22 protein-coding genes are annotated in these 21,365 nt (G+C 37.8%); 3 read left to right on the top strand and 19 right to left on the bottom strand.

Features of this window, described 5'->3' with window-relative positions; genetic code table 11:
- Position 1: 1 nt before the first annotated feature.
- The 11 genes from ttcA to ccoN all read right to left on the bottom strand — a co-directional run bounded on the left by ttcA (position 2) and on the right by ccoN (position 10,174).
- Positions 2–901, bottom strand: coding sequence for a tRNA 2-thiocytidine(32) synthetase TtcA (gene ttcA, locus ACKLNX_RS15290; RefSeq protein WP_411693845.1), 900 nt, complete (start codon positions 899–901; stop codon positions 2–4).
- Positions 902–1,205: 304 nt separating this feature from the next.
- Entirely contained in the window at positions 1,206–2,108 is a 903-nt protein-coding gene (uspE, locus tag ACKLNX_RS15285) for a universal stress protein UspE (protein WP_412972989.1), read from the bottom strand.
- Positions 2,109–2,293: 185 nt separating this feature from the next.
- On the bottom strand, positions 2,294–3,034 hold the full coding sequence (gene fnr, locus ACKLNX_RS15280; RefSeq protein ID WP_412972988.1) for a fumarate/nitrate reduction transcriptional regulator Fnr: 741 nt from the start codon (positions 3,032–3,034) through the stop codon (positions 2,294–2,296).
- Between the two features lie 42 nt (positions 3,035–3,076).
- Positions 3,077–3,730 carry a sulfite exporter TauE/SafE family protein gene (locus ACKLNX_RS15275; protein WP_412972987.1) on the bottom strand — a complete coding sequence of 218 codons (654 nt, stop codon included), beginning with the start codon at positions 3,728–3,730 and terminating at the stop codon, positions 3,077–3,079.
- Entirely contained in the window at positions 3,730–3,933 is a 204-nt protein-coding gene (ccoS, locus tag ACKLNX_RS15270) for a cbb3-type cytochrome oxidase assembly protein CcoS (protein ID WP_412972986.1), read from the bottom strand. The genes ACKLNX_RS15275 and ccoS overlap by 1 nt, the downstream gene beginning before the upstream one ends.
- Before the next feature lie 26 nt (positions 3,934–3,959).
- Complete coding sequence (locus ACKLNX_RS15265) at positions 3,960–6,368, bottom strand: heavy metal translocating P-type ATPase (protein ID WP_412972985.1); 2,409 nt, start codon at positions 6,366–6,368, stop codon at positions 3,960–3,962.
- Positions 6,369–6,386: 18 nt separating this feature from the next.
- Positions 6,387–6,878 carry a FixH family protein gene (locus tag ACKLNX_RS15260; RefSeq protein ID WP_411693851.1) on the bottom strand — a complete coding sequence of 164 codons (492 nt, stop codon included), beginning with the start codon at positions 6,876–6,878 and terminating at the stop codon, positions 6,387–6,389.
- A 110-nt stretch (positions 6,879–6,988) separates the two neighbouring features.
- Positions 6,989–7,945: a cytochrome-c oxidase, cbb3-type subunit III gene (gene ccoP, locus ACKLNX_RS15255; RefSeq protein ID WP_411693852.1), complete on the bottom strand. Its 957-nt coding sequence runs from the start codon at positions 7,943–7,945 to the stop codon at positions 6,989–6,991.
- A gap of 4 nt (positions 7,946–7,949) precedes the next feature.
- Positions 7,950–8,123, bottom strand: a complete 174-nt coding sequence (locus ACKLNX_RS15250) for a cbb3-type cytochrome oxidase subunit 3 (RefSeq protein WP_412972984.1) — start codon at positions 8,121–8,123, stop codon at positions 7,950–7,952.
- Positions 8,123–8,728 carry a cytochrome-c oxidase, cbb3-type subunit II gene (gene ccoO / locus ACKLNX_RS15245; protein ID WP_411693854.1) on the bottom strand — a complete coding sequence of 202 codons (606 nt, stop codon included), beginning with the start codon at positions 8,726–8,728 and terminating at the stop codon, positions 8,123–8,125. The genes ACKLNX_RS15250 and ccoO overlap by 1 nt, the downstream gene beginning before the upstream one ends.
- 12 nt (positions 8,729–8,740) lie before the next feature.
- Positions 8,741–10,174 (bottom strand): cytochrome-c oxidase, cbb3-type subunit I, encoded by a 1,434-nt coding sequence (gene ccoN / locus ACKLNX_RS15240; RefSeq protein ID WP_412972983.1) that lies wholly within the window; start codon positions 10,172–10,174, stop codon positions 8,741–8,743.
- Between the two features lie 224 nt (positions 10,175–10,398).
- Between ccoN and ACKLNX_RS15235 the strand changes: the two genes are divergently transcribed.
- Positions 10,399–10,827 (top strand): hypothetical protein, encoded by a 429-nt coding sequence (locus ACKLNX_RS15235; protein WP_411693856.1) that lies wholly within the window; start codon positions 10,399–10,401, stop codon positions 10,825–10,827.
- Here the strand turns inward: ACKLNX_RS15235 and bfr (ACKLNX_RS15230) are convergent, their stop codons facing one another.
- From bfr (ACKLNX_RS15230) to ACKLNX_RS15215, 4 genes are all read right to left on the bottom strand, one after another.
- Positions 10,828–11,295, bottom strand: coding sequence for a bacterioferritin (gene bfr / locus ACKLNX_RS15230; protein ID WP_411693857.1), 468 nt, complete (start codon positions 11,293–11,295; stop codon positions 10,828–10,830).
- A gap of 1 nt (position 11,296) precedes the next feature.
- Positions 11,297–11,770 (bottom strand): bacterioferritin, encoded by a 474-nt coding sequence (bfr, locus tag ACKLNX_RS15225; protein WP_411693858.1) that lies wholly within the window; start codon positions 11,768–11,770, stop codon positions 11,297–11,299.
- Between the two features lie 184 nt (positions 11,771–11,954).
- Positions 11,955–13,520, bottom strand: coding sequence for a cation:proton antiporter (locus tag ACKLNX_RS15220; RefSeq protein WP_411693859.1), 1,566 nt, complete (start codon positions 13,518–13,520; stop codon positions 11,955–11,957).
- A gap of 64 nt (positions 13,521–13,584) precedes the next feature.
- Positions 13,585–14,535 (bottom strand): alpha/beta fold hydrolase, encoded by a 951-nt coding sequence (locus ACKLNX_RS15215; RefSeq protein WP_411693860.1) that lies wholly within the window; start codon positions 14,533–14,535, stop codon positions 13,585–13,587.
- Positions 14,536–14,773: 238 nt separating this feature from the next.
- On the opposite strand from ACKLNX_RS15215, the gene ACKLNX_RS15210 reads away from it, so the two are divergent.
- Positions 14,774–15,874 carry a diguanylate cyclase domain-containing protein gene (locus tag ACKLNX_RS15210; RefSeq protein ID WP_412972982.1) on the top strand — a complete coding sequence of 367 codons (1,101 nt, stop codon included), beginning with the start codon at positions 14,774–14,776 and terminating at the stop codon, positions 15,872–15,874.
- 135 nt (positions 15,875–16,009) lie between these two features.
- A complete protein-coding gene (locus ACKLNX_RS15205) occupies positions 16,010–16,477 on the top strand; it encodes a Dps family protein (protein ID WP_411693862.1) in 468 nt (155 codons plus the stop codon).
- A 653-nt stretch (positions 16,478–17,130) separates the two neighbouring features.
- Here ACKLNX_RS15205 and ACKLNX_RS15200 read toward each other — a convergent pair.
- The 4 genes from ACKLNX_RS15200 to ACKLNX_RS15185 form a co-directional block, all read right to left on the bottom strand.
- The gene (locus ACKLNX_RS15200) at positions 17,131–18,549 is read right to left on the bottom strand and encodes a hypothetical protein (RefSeq protein WP_412972981.1); all 1,419 of its coding nucleotides are present in this window, start codon (positions 18,547–18,549) and stop codon (positions 17,131–17,133) included.
- Positions 18,550–18,723: 174 nt separating this feature from the next.
- A complete protein-coding gene (locus tag ACKLNX_RS15195; RefSeq protein WP_412972980.1) occupies positions 18,724–19,659 on the bottom strand; it encodes an AAA family ATPase in 936 nt (311 codons plus the stop codon).
- On the bottom strand, positions 19,652–21,250 hold the full coding sequence (locus tag ACKLNX_RS15190) for a hypothetical protein (RefSeq protein WP_412972979.1): 1,599 nt from the start codon (positions 21,248–21,250) through the stop codon (positions 19,652–19,654). Before ACKLNX_RS15190 ends, ACKLNX_RS15195 begins: the two co-directional genes overlap by 8 nt.
- The coding region (locus ACKLNX_RS15185; RefSeq protein ID WP_412972700.1) for an IS3 family transposase at positions 21,251–21,365 on the bottom strand (115 nt) is incomplete at its 5' end.

The following is a 21,365-nucleotide window of genomic DNA, read 5'->3' as shown; positions in this document are numbered from 1 at the left end:
TTTATAAGTTGGCTATTTGAATAACTAAGGATTCATCAATATTGGTTGATGAAACTTCCTCACTATTAAATTCGTATTCTTTTTTGGGACTAGTGCGGTCAATTGACAAGGTTTCAAAATCAAACAATTGAGTGTCAGCCATTTGGCTAGGACTAATATTTTGAAATGATTTGAAGATGTTTTCGACTCTCCCTGGTGTAAGCTTGTCCCAGTCGGTCAACATTGCTTTGATATTTTGACGCTGCAAGTTTTCCTGTGAGCCACACAGATTACAAGGAATAATAGGATAGTCATTCACTTCAGCGAGTTTTTGAATGTCTTTCTCACGGCAGTAAGCCAATGGTCTAATGACAATATTACGTTTGTCATCTGAAAGTAGCTTTGGCGGCATCGATTTCATCTTCGCACCGTAAAACATGTTGAGAAAAGTGGTTTCGACCATGTCATCCATATGGTGGCCTAGCGCTATTTTAGTGGCACCAATGGTTTCTGCGAATGAATATAAGCTTCCGCGACGCAGACGAGAACATAAACCGCAAGTCGTTTTCCCTTCATCGATTTTTGCTTTCACTACAGAGTAGGTGTCTTTGTCGATAATGTAATACGGAATATCTTTAGATTCTAAATACTCAGGAAGAATGTGCTCTGGAAAGCCAGGTTGCTTTTGATCTAAGTTCACGGCAATTACATCAAAATGTATTGGGGCCGATTTTTTCAAGCTGAGCAAAATATCGAGCATAGCGAATGAATCTTTACCACCACTTATTGCTGCCATGACAACATCGCCATCTTCAATCATATTGTAGTCAGCGATGGCTTTACCTACATTCCTACGAATCTTCTTCGTTAACTTATCATTATTGTATTTTTGCTTTGGATCAAAGCTCGCAATTACGCTCATTATTCATTCCGACAGCCGAAGGGCTCAAACTTATTAATAAAATACTTCTCACACCTACAAGCGAAATATTGATACAGATGCAAAGTAGGGTGCTTTCCAATGCCGTGTATATTAAAGCTTGTTAACGAGGTAAGCAATTAACAAAACGTCGGCACAAGAAAACCTTATGAGAGCAATTGTAAATACTGAACTGTGTAAAATACATAGCTTAAGCTGAGCTAAGCAGTGAGCTAGTCAAAACAATGAGCTAATCAAAGCATTAAGTAACTCGATACAGTGAACCACTCAAAACAAGTCGATGAACTTAATCAGGTTTTACAACTAAGGTGTCACACTCAACGGCATCTATAATCAGTTCAGCTGTATTGCCTAATAACGCTGCAGATAAACCTTGTCGACCAACCGAACCAATAACAAGCAGTGTTGCTTTGTTTTTCTTACATATTTCTGGAATGATATCTTCAGGTAAGCCTTCTAATACATGAATATTGGCTTCTTCAAGTTGGTATTTTTGACCTAGTTCTTGCACCTTTTTAATATGTCTTTCTTCAACTGACTTGTTATACACTTCGGGTGAAAAGTTAGGAACTTCGACAGCAATATGTAATGGGGCTCCCGCATAAGAGTTGGCAAAATGCACTTCTGCATTGAGTAAGTCTGACAAAGCATGAGCATTCTCAGCAACTTTATCGCTCAATGATACATGTGTGTCATCTCTTGCAGAAACTCCTAGAGAGGCGACGATGGTGGCTTCCTCTGGCCAATCATGTGATTTAACTAGTAAGACGCTGACTGGGGACTTTCTAAGTATATGCCAATCGTTTGGTGTAAAAATACTGGAGGAGAGTAAACCATGCTTCTTTGTGCTTTTTATAATTAGGTCACAAGCTAATTCATTACAGGTGTTGACAACTGAATCGTGTAACTTCTTCTCCCAAGTCACTAAGATTTCTACCTTACTCTCGCACTTGAATTGTTTAACCAAAGCTTCTAGTTTTAATTTGGCTTGTTCCATCATTGCTTGTTTCATGTTGAAGCGTTCATCACTTGTTAAAACAGCCGCCATATCGTATGACTTATCATAAATACAGCTAAGGGCGACAATTTGCGCCCCTGTTTTATCAGCAATGCTTAAAGCACGCTGAAGTGATGTTTGTACTTCTGATTTAGGATCTACAACGGCCAGAATTTTCTTACAAGTAAACATATTGCTCTCCAAAACTTATCATTCTATTTTTATAGTTTGGATCTATTTTAGATAATATGCCAGTAAGATCATTGCCTTAGATCAAATGACTGTGGAATAAAAGGCTAAGTCCGCTTTCGTTTAACAGTGCTGCATGTTTAACATACTCAGCCTTTGAAGCACAGAGCGTTTAAAATACTAAGATTTTAAACGCAGACGCGTGAGAAATTTATTTCCATATCGGGTAATCGCTGATTGATAGCATCAAAATCAATAATCGAAATCAATTTACCATCTACTTTAATCAAAGACTCTTTTTGAAAGCGCGTTAACAATCGACTTATCGTTTCAACGGTAAGACCCAGGTAGTTTCCAATCTCATTGCGTGTCATAGATAAATTAAATTGCTTGGCCGAAAAGCCTCTCTCTTCGAACCTTTGAGATAGGTCACTGAGAAAATATAATAAGCGTTCTTCAGCATTGCGCTTACTAAGCAACATCATTAGATCGTGATCATGCTTTATTTCGGCACTCATGAATCGCATTATTTGTTGTCTTAGTTTAGGAAGTTTCACCGACATTTCATCGAGAGTATCGTAGGGAAGCTCACATACCATCGCAGTTTCAAGTGCTTGTGTATAGCTACTGTGCTTATTATCATTTAGCGCATCAAACCCAATGATGTCGCCGGGGAAGTGAAAGCCAATGATCTGTTCAACACCATCTTTATCACTGACATATGATTTAAAAGAGCCAGATCTTACAGCATATAAAGAATGGAACTGATCACCGTATTTGACTAACTTATCATTCTTGTGGAGTGGTTTCTTGCGCTCGATAATGTCATCTAATGATTCTAGTTCGCTTTTGTTTAAACTAACGGGTAAACATAAGTGACTGAAGCTACAACTTTGACAGTGAATCGACAGTTCTGGACCTTTGGCCATGACTTACTCTTTTTGATTATTTTCAAAGTAATTATGACCTATTTAAAGCTTTAAGGTCAAGATAAGTGCAAAGCAAAGCAGAAATAGTGAAATGATTTTTCGTGTCACTCTATGCTGAAAAATGGGCACTAAAAAACCAGCTCCAATACTCGTCGCTATTAGTGTGGGTAATGTACCTAAACCAAAAGAAAACATGATCAATGCGCCTTGAAAAACAGATTCACTCGCCAAGGACCAGGTAAGTACAGAGTAAACTAGCCCACAGGGAAGCCAGCCCCAGATTGCACCGTAAGCTACTGTATAAATTGGGTTTTTAAATGGAATTAGTTTTTTTGATATGGGTGAAATTCGTTTCCAAACTTTAGCACCTAATGCCTCTAATGCAGATAAACCTTTGTACCAATCACCGATATACAAAGCGAGTAAAACTAAGAATACAATGCTGATAATTTGCAGAATCGGTATTGAAGTTTGAATATTGACGCTGGCAATACCACCGATGAAACCGGTTAAAGCGCCAGCCAAAGTGTAACTGAGTATACGACCAAGGTTGTATGAAAGAATATAGGGAAGTTGAGATTGTCCTTTTGGGATAGCAAAGGAAAACGCACTAGCAATTCCTCCGCACATACCAATACAGTGCACGCCGCCAGCAATACCAATAAGAAATGCACCTAGGAAATTGATTTCTAGCATTATTTTATATCTTCGGAATTTTTAGCTGATCCCTTTGACTCTTGTTTGTCTTTCTTCTTTTCTAAATCGTCATCAAACAATATGCTAAAACCTTGACGATCTAAATCCTCAAATTGATTAGACCTTACAGCCCAGAAAAATACGATGACAGCAATACCCACGAGAATGATGGCGAGGGGGATCAATACGTAAATAATACTCATAAAAATCTGTCCAATGTAATCTTAATCTAATTCTTAAGCAGACGCGTCGAATTGTAAACGACAATAATGGAGCTAATTGACATGCCAAGCGCTGCCATCCATGGAGTTAAAAAGCCAGCCATCGCTAAAGGTAATACTAATACATTGTATCCAATTGCCCATGCCATATTCTGCTTAATTTTTCTTCTGACTCTTTTGGCCATTGATAAAATGAATACAAGTGACTCTAGCTGAGGGTTTAATAAGATAATATCGGCAGCATTTTTCGCTAAGTCCGAGGCGTTTCCAACGGCTAAAGATACATCGGATGCCGCTAGAACAGGTGCATCGTTAATACCATCTCCGAGCATTAAAACTCTTTTACCTTCGCCTTGTAAGCGCTGTATAGTTTCTAGTTTCATTGCTGGAGTACATTGAGAGTAGCTAGCATCGATACCTAACTTTTGCGCAACGTCCGAGACATTTTTTTCACTATCACCACTGAGAATAATGGTTTTATAATTGGCCAATTGACTCAATACATCTGCTACATCGTTCTTAATCTTATCAACTAGCCAGAATGCTGCACTTAGTTGACCATTTTTAGTCATTATAATAGTCGCGTCTGCAATTTTATGTTGTATTAGCTCTTGCTCACTTAAAGCAACATAGTTTGCGGATCCTAGCTTGTAGAGAGCGTTGTCAACTTTACCAGAAATCCCGTTTCCAATACTTACTTGAAACTTATCTATATGACGATGGCTTTCTTCTATTTCACAGTGAGTAAAAGCGCTAGCTATAGGATGTTCTGAACGAAGTTCTAATGAGCTTGCAATCGACAATAAAGTTTCGCGCTGTGCGTCTTTTGCAAACCACATTTTTCCACAAGAAAACTCACCATATGTGAGTGTGCCTGTTTTGTCGAATACAATGTCAGTGATATCGCTCAGTTGCTCTAAGGCATCTGCTCGCTTCAATAGAATGCCATTCTTATTTAGATTAGCCATGGCGCATGTAAGCGCTGAAGGAGTTGCTAAACCTAAAGCGCAAGGGCAGGTTGCAACGAGGACTGATATTGCTATCCAAAACGCATGAGGACTATCTTGTATGAACCAATATGAGTAGGTTAACACAGTGAAGGCTAGCACAATCGCCCCAAAATGCTCGCTAAACTTATCAGCCATCAAGGCAACTTTAGGTTTGTTTGTCATTGCTGTTTCTTGCAAGCGCAAAATCTGATTAACCATGGCATATTTAAGCGTTTTGGTGACTTTAATCGTAATAACACCAAGTTGATTTAGTGTACCGCCATAAACTAGCTCACCTTGTTGCTTAGCAACGGACTCAAACTCACCGGTCAATAGTGACTCATCAACTGTGGCTTGTCCTTCTACAACTTCACCATCTACCGGAATAATTTCGCCAGCTTTTACTAAAACAAGATCATCTACTTTCAATTGTTTTGCTAAAACACCTTTTATTTCTCCATCTACCCATTTGTATGCTGTAAGTGGGATATGTTTTAGCATATTTGAGGATATTAGGTTGGCTCTGTAACGTGTGCGTTGTTCTAAAAAGCGACTAATTAGGAGAAAGAAAATAAACATGCAGATGGATTCAAAATACACTTCTGCATCAGCTTGGTTTACAGTGATTATTCCAGCAATATACGTGGATAAAATAGCGATCGTGATGGAGATATCCATATTGATTCTTTTAGCTAAGGTGGCTTTTAACGCGCTTAAGTAGAATACGCTGCCGGAATAAAGCACTACTGGCGTGGTAAGCACTAAACTAACCCAATTAAAGTATCTAGTCGTTTCAGCGTCGATACTACCGAAGAGGTCAAAATATTGCCCCATAGCGAGCATCATTACCTGCATCGTCATCAAGCCTGCCAAGCCCAACTTCTTTAGGTAGCTTTTTTGTTCAATTTGGAAGGAGAGTTCGTGGCTATCTGCCTGGAATGGGAGAGATGCATAACCTATTTTCTTTAATTGCTGCAATAACTGTGAGAGCTTGATCTGTTCATCGTCCCATGAGATCAATGCTCGGCGCGCACCAACATTAACAGAAACTTGCTTTACACCTACAACTTTGGCTAATTGCTTTTCAATTAACCATCCGCAAGCCGCACAAGTAATTCCTTCGACGGTTAATTGGATTTCTTTATTATTACCGCTTTCCAGTACAAAATCTTCCTGCAATTCAGGCTCATCATATACTGATAGTTTACTCATTGTATTATCAAGCGCCGAGTCGCCGCGTGCAGCTGGCTCGGTTCGAAATTCATAGTAGCTTTCTAAGCCATTATCAACTATTGAGCTTGCAACGGCTTGGCAGCCGGGGCAACACATATTGTGACTCTGGTTTAATATGGTGACAGGGTATTTGTCACCTTCAAAATTAGGAAGACCACAATGAAAGCAGTCTCCCTTCGATATACTAATCGCCATTGTTGTTAGTAACACTCATTATGGATTAAAACTGATAGCCGTATATGTGGGTAATGTAATGGTTTTTTGAACCTTCCAGTGTTCGTCTAGTGGTGTTAATCGTAATCGCCACTTACCTTTTATTGACGCACTTGCTTCTGCTCTATAAATACCAGAAGCATCTGCAAGTAAAAGCACTTGGAAGTCTTTATCTTCTTGTGTCACATGAAAGAAATCTAATCTTAATGCTTCTTTGCTTTCTGGTGCTCCGGTTAGAAACTCGACACTGATAAGCTCATCACTTATTTTCAGTTGGGTGCTGATATTCAATGCTCTCGCGGCTTCGACTTTATCTAGTCGTGCATTAATCGATTTACCTTCTTTATAATAATCATCGACAACTAGGCTATTGGTACCGTCTGTCGCAAAACTAATGACAATGCCACCAACAATAAACGATGAAACGGGTATGCAGATTAAAAACCATGGCCAGAACTGTTTGTACCAAGGTTTAATGTCTGACTCTTCCATAGGATGTAAACTCTTCTTTTTAAGTGATAAACGGGGTTTGAATAGATAGGGAGTATACTGAATTGGGCATAAAAAAGCCCCGTTAATACGAGGCTTTCAGTGTTTTATATTTACTTATTATTCGACAAACTGTAAACGTAAGCTGCAACAACGTGTACTTTATCTTCACCTAAAGTTTCGTTAAATGCAGGCATTACACCATTACGCCCGTAATAAAGGGTTTGCGTAACGGTTTTCGTGTTTCCGCCATATAACCAAATATTATCAGTCAAGTTAGGTGCACCAAGCATTTGGTTCCCTTTACCGTCAACTCCGTGGCAGGCTGCACAAACCGCAAACCTTGCTTTACCAGCTTCTTTTAATCCTTGATCTACGTCACGGCCACTAAGGCTAAGCGTGTAAGCTACTACTTCGGCAACACCATCTTCACCCATACTGTTTAACCAGCCTGGCATCGCGCCTTTACGGCCAAGGATCAAAGTTTCTTTAATCTTGTCGCCGGAACCACCATACAGCCAATCGTTGTCCGTTAGGTTAGGGAAGCCTGATGCAGCACCTTTTGCGTTCGAACCATGGCATTGAGCACAGTTTTGTAAGAATAAACGCTGGCCAACTTGCACCGCTTCTTTATTCATCGCTAGCTCTTCCACCGGAGTTTTCGCATATTCAGCGAATATGGGATCAAACTTTTCATTAGCGTATTTGATTTGAAGGGCATACTCGTTCCAGTTTCCATCTTCAATATCTTTACGTAAGGCTAGCTTCGATTCCTCTAGACTGAGCACACCTTGGTTAGAACTAGTCCAACCTAACACGCCTTTGAACCCTCCTAAACCAGGGTAAAACACTAAATAAATGAGTCCCCAGACCATACAAATATAAAATAGTATTGTCCACCAACGAGGAAGCTGGTTATTTAGTTCTTCAATGCCATCGAAAACGTGTCCCATTGACTCGCCTTCAGGCACATCGGTAGAGTTTGATAAGCACCAACGTAAAAGCCAGTAACAACCTATAATTGTGCCCAGAGATATAACAGATATCCAAATTGTCCAAAACATACTCATAGGTTTAAGACTCCTGATCTTCTTTATTTAAGTTTTTCTTTGGTTCGTCATCGAACACTAAATTTGCTGCTTCATCAAAGCTCTTTTTATTGCGGCTGCTGAATGCCCAATAACAAACTCCAACGAAACAAACGAAAACGATGACCGTAAATATACTGCCTATAGTTGCTTGGTCCATTATTTTAAATGCGTCCCAAGTTGTTGCAGATAAGATATTAAGGCTTCCATTTCTGTTTTGCCTTTAACTGCAGCTTCAGCACCTGCAATATCTTCATCTGTATAGGGCATACCCAACATGCGGTTAACTTCCATTTTCTTAGCGATGTCGGCACCATCAAGTTTGTTTTCTGCTAACCATGGGTAACCAGGCATATTTGACTCTGGAACAACGTTTCGTGGGTTGATTAAATGCACGCGATGCCATTCATCACTATAACGTTGTCCTACTCGCGCTAAATCTGGACCCGTTCTTTTAGAACCCCATAAGAAAGGACGTTCCCAAACAGATTCACCGGCGACGGAGTAATGTCCATAACGTTCAGTTTCAGAGCGGAAGGGTCTTATCATTTGACTATGACAGCCAACACAACCTTCACGGATATAGATGTCACGGCCTTCCAATTCAAGTGCAGTATAGGGGCGTAAACCTTTTACTGGGTCTAATGCTTGTTGGTCAAACATCAGCGGTAAGATTTGCGCCATTGCACCAAAGCTAATGGCAACGAGGATAAGGACAGTTAATAAACCAACGTTTTTTTCTAATAACTCATGTGGATTTTTCATTATCGCTCTCCTCTATGCTGCAGCAGTTGCAGAGTTATCTACAATGCTTTCTTTAGGGGCACTAATTGTGCGGTAACAGTTGTAAGCCATAATTAGCATACCAACTACAACGAATAAACCACCAATGAATCGGACGACATAGAATGGCTTCGATGCTTCCAAGGACTCTACGAAAGAGTAAGTCAGAGTACCGTCAAGATTCACAGCTCTCCACATTAGTCCCTGAAGAACGCCTGACATCCACATTGCAACGATGTATAAAACAACACCAATCGTCGCTAACCAAAAGTGAACATTAATTAATTTCGTGCTGTACATTTTTGGTTGTCCAAACAGGATAGGTACTAAGTGGTAAATAGAGCCAATAGACACCATCGCAACCCAACCTAAAGCACCAGAGTGTACGTGACCAACAGTCCAATCAGTATAGTGTGAGAGGGCGTTAACCGTTTTGATTGCCATCATTGGACCTTCAAAGGTAGACATACCATAGAAAGACAATGAAACAATTAAGAAGCGGAGTATTGGGTCGGTTCTTAGCTTGTGCCATGCGCCTGATAAGGTCATGATTCCGTTGATCATTCCACCCCATGAAGGAACAAAAAGAACAATCGACATTACCATTCCTAAAGATTGAGTCCAATCAGGTAGGGCAGTGTAATGAAGGTGATGCGGACCAGCCCAAATATACAAAGATACAAGAGCCCAGAAATGCACAATTGACAAGCGATATGAATAAACCGGACGACCTGCTTGTTTAGGTACGAAATAATACATCATGCCTAAGAAACCGGCTGTTAAGAAGAACCCAACAGCGTTGTGGCCATACCACCACTGCATCATCGCATCTACTGCACCTGCATATATTGGATATGATTTCATGAAACTAACCGGAACAACCATACTATTACCAATATGCAATACAGCAACGGTAAGCATGAATGCGCCTAAGAACCAGTTTGCGACATAGATATGAGATGTGCGACGAATTACCAGGGTGCCAAAGAAGTTGATAATATAGGCAACCCAAACTAGTGTAATGAGTATATCGATAGGCCATTCAAGCTCAGCATACTCTTTACTTGATGTGTAACCAAACGGAAGCGTAACTACTGCAGCAACAATTACAGCCTGCCATCCCCAGAACGTGAATGCTGCGAGTTTGTCACTGAATAAGCGCACCTGACTGGTTCTTTGCACTATATAATAAGAGGTTGCAAAAAGAGCACAGCCTCCAAAAGCAAAAATAACCGCATTAGTGTGTAAAGGTCTTAAACGAGAGTAGGTTAACCATGGAATATCAAAGTTTAATGCAGGAGCAAATAATTGCGCTGCAATTAACACTCCTATTGTCATTCCAATTATGCCCCAAACAACCGTCATTATAGTGAATTGTCTGACTACTTTATAATTGTAATCAGGTTGTACTTGGCTTGTTTCGCTCATATCAATATATCTTCCGCGTCGAGAAAAAATAATTATATCTCAGTGTAGTCGACTTACTTGTTGATGCCTAGTTGAGTAGTGGCTTCAATTTAAGTAAGCTTGTGAGATCTCACATGCGAATAATAATGTTTTTAAATACAAAAAGATATATTACTTCAGTCACAATTGATCTCCGTCAATAAAGGAAAGTTTACGGTTAATAAATCGTTAAAAAAGAAAATAAAATGCAATCCAAAAACACACTTTTAATCTTCACAATCCTAATAACCATAAGCATCGCAGGGATTTATTATAATTTTGTTAATAAAACGAATGAGCCAGTCGATGCTTGCGATTTATCGAGCGAAAAGTGTACTTTCGTAAACAAAAATGGTGAAATTTCGATAAATTTTTTATCAAAAATTATCACTGAGGAAGAAATATTATTGTCAATTGAGCTTCCTGAAGGAATTCAACTCAATAATGCATGGATTGAGGGAGTTAATATGTACATGGGGAAAACACCCATCATTGAACAAAATGACGTGTTTGTGACATTTTTAGGAAGCTGTAATTTAGCAAAAATGCAATGGAGGTTAAATTTATCTGTTGAAGACGAAAACGGCCAAGTAGAAAACTACTCAGCCGTGTTTTTTACAACTCTTGATGAGTGATTACATTTGAGACTGTAAATAATTAGATAAGCCTAACCTTTCAATAAGACCAAGTTGCTGTTCTAACCAGTGCGCATGATCCATTTCTGTGTCGTCTAATAGGATCATTAACATGTCACGAGTCACAAAATCCTTCTCACTTTCGCATAACGCAATGACGTTTCTTAACTTATCAGCTACTTCATATTCTACTCGTAAATCACTCTGTAACATTTCAGCGACTGTTTTTCCTACTTTGTAACCAACACGGGTTTCCATGTCAGGCTCACCGCCTAAAAAGAGCATTCTTTCAATCAGTTTCGTCGCATGGCCTTTTTCATCGTCAAATTCGTGGTTGATGCGTTCGTATAATTTATGCAAGCCCCAATCTAAATACATTTGCGAATGCACAAAGTACTGATCCATAGCGGCAAGTTCATAGCCAAGTAGGGTGTTTAAGCCATCTATAACTTTTTTGTTACCTTGCATTTTAATCGTCCTCTACTTGTGATTGAAGATAGTTTTGTATTCCTAACTGCTCAATTTGATATGCCTGAGTATCCAACCAGTCAAAATGATCTTCTTCGTATTCCAGTATGCTAGCTAGAAGATCTCTTGATACAAAATCTTGCTGCACTTCACAAAGAGCAATCGCATCTTTCATCTGTGGGATTTGTTTTAGTTGAAAGCCAGCATCGCATTTCAACATTTCAACGGGTTCTTCACCAATATTTATTTTGCCAAGCATTTGCAGGTTGGGTAGGCCCTCTAAAAATAATATACGAGCAATTAATTCATCGGCCTGTTTCATATCTTTGATTGATTTTTTATAGCATTTCTCGTTGAGTGCTTCAAAACCCCAGTTTTTATACATTCGTGCGTGTAAAAAATACTGGTTAATAGAGGTGAGCTCTGTGGTTAGTACTTCATTGAGTACTTTTAAGACTTCGGGTTTCCCTTTCATTTTTCTACCTCTTAACTGAATTTATATAGACGGTGCTTAATAAATTTAGGTTAAATTACTTATATAACCATTATAGATAGCTTTTGAGTAAGATCAATTAAAATGAAAAATACTTCTTAAATATCAATACCATAGTAAAGAGAATGATTTTCATTAAGTCTTTGATTAGCAACTGAAAGGTATATTACTTACTGAGCATCTCAAAACTTTCCTCCGCGAAGCCTAAACCGGCCTCAGTGAAGAAGTTGAATACTTTATCTACACCAACATCTAATAGTGGCTGAACTTCATCTTCATAGCGCGCGATGGCGGCGATCTTTCCTTTATAGGAAGCTGACCTAAGTTGATTCGTGATGTTAGATGAGTCTTCAATCGACGGAAGTGCTAATAGAATGAGTTCAATATTACTAATGTCTACATTCTCCCATAAATCGATGTTTTCACCGTCCCCCAGTATTGCTTCATACTTTTCTTCTTTTAGCGCATTTACTTTTTCAAGATCAGCATCCATCCCGGTTACACCATGTTCCATCAACTTAGCTAATGTTGTAAATGCACCTTTACCGACACGACCCATACCAATAACAAGGACTTTTGTTTTTCCCATATGTGGATAAACATCCTCCTTTAGTGATACCGGCGATTGGAATTTTTTCAGCGCTTCTTTATGTCGTTTATATTGATTATGGGAGTTCTTATACATAATGCTGGTAAATACAAACGAGAAGGAGACACTCAAGGCTATGATAACTAACCAAACGTTATCCAAAAGGCCAACACTAACTGCTACTGCAGCAACTATCAGCCCGAATTCGCTGTAATTTGACATTACTAATCCTGATAGGAATGAAGTGCGCGCACGTAATCTAAATTTGGTCAGTAAAATGAAGAATAAATAAAACTTAATGGGTAGAAGGAAGGTGATAAGTAAAGCAATAAACACGATTTCCAAAGTAGGTAATGCTGTTAAGCCAATTGTTAAGAAAAACCCTATTAGGAATAAATCTTTGAAGCTTAATAGCGATTTCGATAATTCTGTCGCTTTCGAATGACCTGATACTAATATTCCGAATATCAATGCACCTAGGTCTCCCTTAATTCCAACTAACTCGAAAAGTTGATAACCACCCAATGCAAATATAAACCCCGTCAAAGGCAACAATTCTCCGTGACCAGATTCATTGAGTAACTTATGAAATAGCGGAATCATTGGGACGAGCAAAAACAAGAGTAGGGCATATATTGAAGGTACTTGCCCGGTAACAAACACCATAAATAAAACAGCGAAGATATCTTGCATTACCAATATACCAATGGCTACTTTACCGTGTCTCGTTTTACCTTCGCCACTCTCTTCTAATATCTTAACAACACAAACTGTTGAACTAAAACTAAACGCAAAGCCAATAAGTGCAGCTGTACTGGGCTCCATGCCTACAAAATAAGGTAAGCCCAAGATACTGAGTAAAGTAAAAACGGCACTAATAAAGGCAACCCAAATTGCTGTGTGCAATATACTGCTTACCCAAATCTCTCTCTTCAACAAATCCTGAATATTGAGTTTCAAACCGATAGTAAACAGCATAATAGTTATGCCCATATCAGCGATCGTTTGTAAGGTATCGTTATTCTCAATTCCCCATACATTAAGAATGAAGCCTGCAATAAGATAACCTATTAAAGGTGGCAGGTTTAATAGCCGAAAGCCAAAACCAAAAATAAAAGCAATTAATAAGTAAATGTATTCCATCGGGCTTTTGAGTTCTCTAAATGTTTTTGTCTATAAATTAGATTATGTGGTTAATACTTTTTGCTTAAGATTTGTTTTCTAAAAATAGCATGATGTCTTTGGATACTCTTTTAACATCTTCTACCATTGCCATGTGTCCAAGATCTTCATATATCACTGTTGTTGAATCTAACATTTCTTGCCAAGTTATATAATCAGCAACGGGCATTAGTTTATCATTAACGCCCCATATCAGCATAACGTCTGACGACTCAATTCTATGAGATAAATCAAAGAAGTCGTCTGGATTAAAGAAATCTCTGAACATATGTACATATTGTTCACGTTTACTGATGTACTTGTATGCAATAGCTCTCAATATAAAGCGAGGCATATAAGGCGGCTTTGCCATGACTAAGTCATAGAAATAGAAGAAGTCGGCTTCATTGTAATGATTGAAAGGGTTCTTATTTGACTTTGCCATTTCTAAGGAAAAGTCCGATTTTATGCCAGCAGGATCTATCAATACCGCTTTGCCAATATCTCTTGGGCATATTTCTAGCATTTTCGCCGTCATTAAACCGCCCATACTATTGCCGATAATATGAAACTTTTTTATGTTCAGTTTGTTTAGCATACTTAATAAAAAGCGAACTTGTTCCGGTGTCGAGTAGGTGTCTGTTTTGCGATAGACAACGTCACCATGTCCGAGTAGGTCTGGTGCGAAAATTTGATATTGGTTTGTTAGGCGTTTAGCAATTCTGTTCCAAATATATTTGTCAGCACTAAAACCGTGCAGCAATACGATGATAGGTTTTGTGTTATCGAATTCTAATACGTTGCTTAAATAGTGAGACTCTATATCGAACTCTTTATTCCAAATAGAATAATGTTTTAATTTAGCTAATTTAGCTTCCAATTTATTTGCTGAATTATACAAGCCATTAGCTATCACAAAGCTGGTGTCGGCCTTCAACAACAAAAGCCAAAGAAATGCGAGGAGAATGAGAACAGAAAATACTATTAAAATTGTCATTTATGAATTGAACCAAGGTTAAAGCTTAATAGTGAGTATCTTATTTTTTTTGGAATTAAGCGAGTGAATGATGAACAATATATCGACAAATTGCTGATTCTATTAATATAAAATGAAAATTAAGCTTACATTTTTGCATTTAGTTCACAACAAGAGTATCTTTTCGTATATACACATGCAATGTACAGGGTGTGCAGGCTTAACAAATGGTATTTAACTTCCTCGCTAGGTAAACAACTTGACCGATTCGCAAAAATTACAAAATAAACTTAAACAAAATATCGCTGTCAAACTGGTGCTTATCGTCATTATTGCGTGTGCTTTGTTGTTGCCTGTTACTGTTATAACTTGGCTTAACGAGGGATATCATCACCTTCATCTGGTCCATATTGTATTTTTAATCTTAGCGTTTGCGCTATACTTTAGACCGTCTAAACAATTGTTTGGTATTGATGTAGCCTTAGTTACGATGTTTTTAAGCTTTGTTATGCTTATTGGCGCATATGGAATTGGTATCAATAGTGGCTTGCTGGCATTACTATTTTCATCTTGCTTAGTTTTACTATACTTGCACAGCTCTATGCTTTCAGCCATTTATGGTTTTCTGGCGATTGCCTTAGTAGCGACAATTTTATTACTCAAACCAGATTCTGTTATTTTTCCATACGACGCTCATTTATCCCTAGATACCGCTTATTATGTATGGAACTTTTCAATCATATCCGTATTAATCGCCTTCGTTGTAATTTCTACTTTGTTAGCTGAGACATACAAGAAGTTTAGTCAATCAACTCTTCTTTTGGCAAAGAAAAAAGAAGAGCTTGATTATTTAGCTAATCATGACCATTTGACGGGACTTAGTTCACAAAGGTTAGCGCAAGAGCAACTTGAACTAACGCTAAATATGGCGAAACGCCATGAGTTTAAGGCCGCTATTCTCTATATTGATATTGATGAATTTAGCCTGATAAATGATGCTCTGGGGCACGATGCTGGTGATTACGCTTTAAAAGAAGTTGCTAAACGCATAAAAGAACTTATTCGTGATACTGATATTGCTTGCAGGCAGGGCGGTGATGAGTTTCTCGTTATACTTCATTTCCCTGTATCAAAAGAAGCGTGCGATATTATCTGTAAACGACTTATTGCTGCGTTTGATCAGAGAGTGCCTTATAAAGATCATGAAATAAAAATTAATCTAAGCATCGGAGTGGCAATATTCCCTGATCACGGTGATACCCAATATGAATTGAGAACGAAAGCTGATAAAGCGATGCAGTTTTCGAAGAAACACAATAAACATAATTTTACCTTTGCTGATGAAATAGAAACTAAATAGACATCACTACCGTAAATACCTTGAATGTCATAACAGCATCAGAATTATTTACTAATGAAATATTTTTTCAGCTTGGTTAAAATCGTTCAATATGGTTTTCAGATTTAAAACCTCAATCAATTAGAAGGTGACAATATGAGTAAAATAGATATAGGTATAAATGAAAGCAACAGGATTGAAATTGCTGAGGGCCTAAAAAGCTTACTTGCCGATTCTTACACTTTGTACTTACAAACACACAATTTCCATTGGAATGTGACTGGGCCACAATTTCGTGAGCTACATTTGATGTTTGAAGAGCATTATACAGAACTTGCTATTGCCGTTGACGACATTGCTGAGCGTATACGTACTTTAGGTGTCGCTGCGCCAGGAACTTATCAAGCATTTGCAAAGCTCAGTAGCATTAAAGAAGTAGACGGAGTGCCGGAGGCAAACGAGATGGTTAGCCTTCTTTTAAAAGGGCATGAAGCTGTTGTAAAAACATGTCGCGGTGTATTAAAACTAGCTCAAGATGCGGACGATGAATCGACCTCAGCGTTGGTTGGTGATCGTATGCGTATACATGAAAAGACTGCTTGGATGTTGCGCGCAACGAAGTAGAGTCAAATTGGTGCATAGAAAAGTGAATTACTTGGTCACTTTTCTATGCGTTTGCAATAGTAATAACTATGGTATCAGAATTCGTGGTTCTCAAAACTTAATCCAAATTTGATTTGCTAAGCTTTCGCTCAATCATTCTTTTCAAACTCATCAAACTCTTAACTTCATTTTAAAACTATCAATACTGCCTTTTATATTTTCATTAAATTTACTGAGATGAGAAGAGGGCACAAAATGCAAATCATCAAGAATCCAAACAAAGCGTAAATTCAATATAATATTCAATTAGATAAGAAGCGGGCAACCTTCTAAATCGGTTATCAAAATTAGCTTAAATTAGCCTATTTTTATTCATTTATCCTCATTTTTACTTCAAATATGGGTACAGTATGAAGGAATGAAGCTAACTTTATTTACTTTCCACCAATTAAGGGTGCATTGTTGGTCGTGCATTAGACTTTCAGAATCGTTTATTTGCATAATTATGCATTCGCATCGAAGTAAGGCAGCTATAGGATTAAGAATCTTTATGCGAATATTTTCTTATTTGTTTTATTAATGGTAGCAAGCTTCACTAGTTGAATTTAGTGCTATGGTTAGGAAGCCTCCAGTCTACAATTTCTCGATGCCATTATTCGGTACCCTTACTAAAGTTACCGTGGTGGACGGTAAATAAACGTAGCAAAATCGTTATCATAATACTTGTCGGTATCAAATTTGTTAAAATATGAGTTACACAGACACGTAGGAAATCTCGGTAGAGTAGACAAACAATCTTCATTAGGATTCAAAAGTCCGACACCATTAACACAGAAAGCATTTTTTTCTAAGTCCAGATAACTTATAACGCTATTTCCCTTTATAGAAAAATTTCGATGCTTATTCTTTCTTTCTATTCTATTAATACCGTCTGCAAAACAATTTATTGGATGAGAAATAGCACTTTTGTCCACTGTAGTATAACAAAAAGCCATCTTCAAAATTCTATTGAAAAATGTACGCAATTCGTACTCATATATCCATTTTTGAAACTTAGAATCTAGTTTCATATCAACGTCACTTATAATTGCCTTTTCTACTAAGCTGCCTTGCGTGACAAATGTAGAAGGGTTACATGGCGCAAGGTGGTATAAGTATTCAAATATACGATTAATCTTATTGATAAAGTGTTCAAGAGTTATGAAGTTGTAACTATATCGAGTCAAATCAATCCAGAGGTTTAATGCGACACAATATGGGCATGGATTGTACTTCTTGTCGAAACAAAAACGACTGGTGCCTATAAAATACTTTCGGTGAAATTGGTGCTCGCCAATTGCATGTGTATTAATAATAGAAATAAGAGATTGGCGAACTTTTTTTCTTAATCTTATTTGCCATGGACTTAGATTTAATCTGAAAAATTTGTAATTATAGTCTACTTTATTTACGTTTTTGTTGGCTAAAACCTTAACATCAAATACAAGCTTATTAACATCAGGCAACCTTAAATTTTCCGTTTCTTGTGTCTTTTCTTTCTCTGTTAAAACGGAAGCCCATAGAGTAAAGTCTATATCTTGCATGGTTGCTTGATGAAAAGATTTGAGTCTCGCTTTTGCGATATGTTTCTGTAAAAAAAAAGATTTAGATATTAAACCTAAGCGATGAAATGCATGAAGCTGACTGACAGTAGAAGTTTTTAATTTTTCACATTTACTTTTAGTAGCGTGGTTTATGTTTATATGTCTTCCGCAAACTGAACAATCTCGCTTAATAAGCTCCTTTATAGTGGGCCACGCTTTATGACACGAAGGACACGAGTCAACCAGTTTTGTTTTGTGTTCGGGGCATTCAGTTAGCCATGTATACTCGTACAAATATGAGTGATATCCAGAACTGGAACACGTTGGGCAATTTTTTGTAATTCTATATTCGATTGAATTTGTGTAATCCAGTGGCATTTCAAAGCTTGGTAGGCTCTTTTCTTTTTGCGAAAGTTCATTATAGATTAGCTCTAAATCAAAAGCTTTAAGGTATCTTCTATCTATATCGCCCGTAATATCATTAATCCTACACGCTGGGTTTGCAGACAAAAATCGCCTATATTTGCTATAATAACTTTCATAGGGCTGCCGAAAATGAACACCTGTATTGAAAATTTTATTTAATTCGGAAGAGAGAGTTTTAGTTGACACAAATAGTTACTCAGATTTGTTTAACCAAGCGTAATAAATCGACTGAATACTTCACGCTAATTATTTTTGCATTTAATCGACGAAAGTAATCTGGGATTTAGGTAAACCCGACAACTCAATACATTTCAGTACCATTTCTTCATTTAATCGTTCTACACCAAGTGCAGGTAGATAATCTGTTAACAACGGTCTTATAGTGGCCAAAATATATTGCATCCCGATAGACTCAAATTGATGCTCTTTCTTTATTGACCAAAAACAAGACCAAAGTAACTTGCTTTGGTCTGACAACCTCCAGCCAGACTTGTAATCTTCCGGTAAGAAATATTCTGTGTAGGAAATCGCACTGTTTTCCGGATAACACAAATTGTCATATTGTCGCAAGCAATGTGTTAATTCAGTTTCTTTTCGGATACCGTGAAATCTTTCATTGTTAACAAAAAATCGACCTTGTATGTGACTATATGTTTTGGTTCCAACCGCTCTTATCAGCCTGTCACTTTCATGGTGGTTTCCTAGAAAAATTACTACCAGCAAAATACCTCTGATACGCATTTTGTCGTGTAATTCGGCAAAGGCATTAAATTGCTTTGGAATAATTCGCTGCATTTCGTCGACAAAAAGTACAAATGTATTTGAGTTCCTAATGAGACAAAGTTCTGCAAGGTGTATACACCAAGAATTAGTCAAATCATCTGAGGTTGCTCTTGGCTGATATGCGATGTTAAACGATTCGCACAAATTGATATGGACTGCACGTATAGTCTTAGTGTCACGTTCAGGCATTGTAATCATCATTGATGGTATTAAATCTCCACTTCTGTTTGTAAGGCTATTTAGGACCATTTCGATGGCTGTTGTTTTCCCCACTCTTGATAGCCCTTCAATGTAACCGCCTGTTGCACCAAGCCAAATCCACCGTTTTAGTGTATCTTTTAGATATAATAATTGAAGGGTTTCAATTCTGAAACCGAAAGGCGAAAAAATGGGATGGTTGCCTTTATTCATTTTTAGTTTGCTCAATTAGTTCATTCCAGTCCGGAAGTGATGGAAGTGGCTTTTTCACTATGACTGGCTCTTGTATAGTTGATTTTTCATCGAGTGAATCAATGTTCGTTTCTTTACTTTGCTTTCCAGAGGATAGTGCCAAAGATTCTGTTTCATCTAAGAAGTTCAGTAACTTTAATGCAATGGATGGTTTTGATTTGTTTTGAAGAAGCTCGTTAAAGTAATTTGCAAAAGGGTCGGTGCTATGAAATCTATTCCGGCGAACCTCACGCATTATGTTAGTCCTAAGCGCACAACTGTGACGATAAATCAGCCATGACTTCGGCGCTCTAACTTGACCAAAATAGTTCCCTGTGAGTGAATATACGCTTAAATTTCTAATGTCACTTCTGTCATACTTAATCACAACAGAATCACAGTTTTCTTCAAGTTCTAATGTAAGTGAGCCGCGATATTTTAGGTAGTAAAATGTTATGAATCTTTCACCGGTGTCCTTGTTGCGGTGAAGTTTGACCTTTTTACTTTCTTGTAAAGGATTCCATCCTTCTGTAAATGCATAAGGCATAATCGGTAATAAAAGTTGCTGCACGTCTTGTGAAAAAGCATCTAATGGCGACTGTCCAGCAAGTCGAGCTTGTTGCGTTATATTATGATTTACAAGAAGTAACTCTATTGCTTGTTGGAATTCTTTAAAATTGATAAGTGGTGGCTTTTTTAAAAGAGATTTACTTTCTCTTTTCTTGTCCATAATATGCGAGCCGGTCGTCGAGGCTGGTCTATGGGAAAACTGATTGCATCTTTTGAATGCGAACTCTACCCAATTTCGGTCATTAGGCTTACCTGGAGGTCCAAAACTTAATGTTGACCCAAATTCATCACATATTAATGATTTAACTGAGTAAGCAAGATGAATCATTGCGTTGTCTAATTTCACATTAGAAATAGCTAAGTATTCGAACTCTTTTCCTAAAGAGCTTGGGTAACTAGCTCCAGGAATCAGTTCACTCGCAAAAACTCCTAGGTCTGGGGTCAACTGCGGTAATACAACTTTTTTCAATAAAGAAAGCATATCTTGCTGATTAGCTGCTCTTGAGAAAACAAACTTGCACCCTAAAACACAATCTGTGTCAGCATCTAAAGCGATAATAAGAGTAAATCTAGCTAAACGAAGCGTGAGTTCTGTATCACCAAAAGGAATGGTGATTTCGGTCGGAGTATCAACAAGTTGCTCATCAATCTGAATTTCTCTCATTGCGTGCCTGTTTTGATATGCCACATTTGATATCGAAACAAGCCTATCTTTGTTCTTTTTAAGAGTGTTTAGGTCCTTAAGTTCGGTTTTCCTTCGGTGAAAGTATTTTCTGACCGCTTCATACCCCATAGAGTTTGTCGTGTAAGGGTATTCATCTTTAGGAAGTGACAATTCCGCGATAGTACGTTTAAACTCGCCGAAAAAGGCATGAACGCTATCGACTTGCGCGTATTTTTTATCTTGAATTCTCACTAATAGCATTTTATCTAAGTTAGAAACTAAGAGTGGGTTTTTCAATAATAAATTGGTAAACTGATCCTCCCCCAATTTAGTAGACATTCAGCTTGCCTTTGAATATGTGTTTTCATATTCATCGGGGGACACATAGCCAAGGTGGCTGTGCAGTCGAGTTGGATTATAGAACATTTCTATATAATCAAACAAATCAGCTCTT

The sequence above is a fragment of the Glaciecola sp. MF2-115 genome, from assembly GCF_047250385.1.
In the GTDB taxonomy this organism is placed as follows: Bacteria; Pseudomonadota; Gammaproteobacteria; order Enterobacterales; family Alteromonadaceae; genus Glaciecola.
The sequence above is the reverse complement of the archived record's forward strand: the minus strand, read 5'-3'. Positions and strand labels throughout refer to the sequence as shown.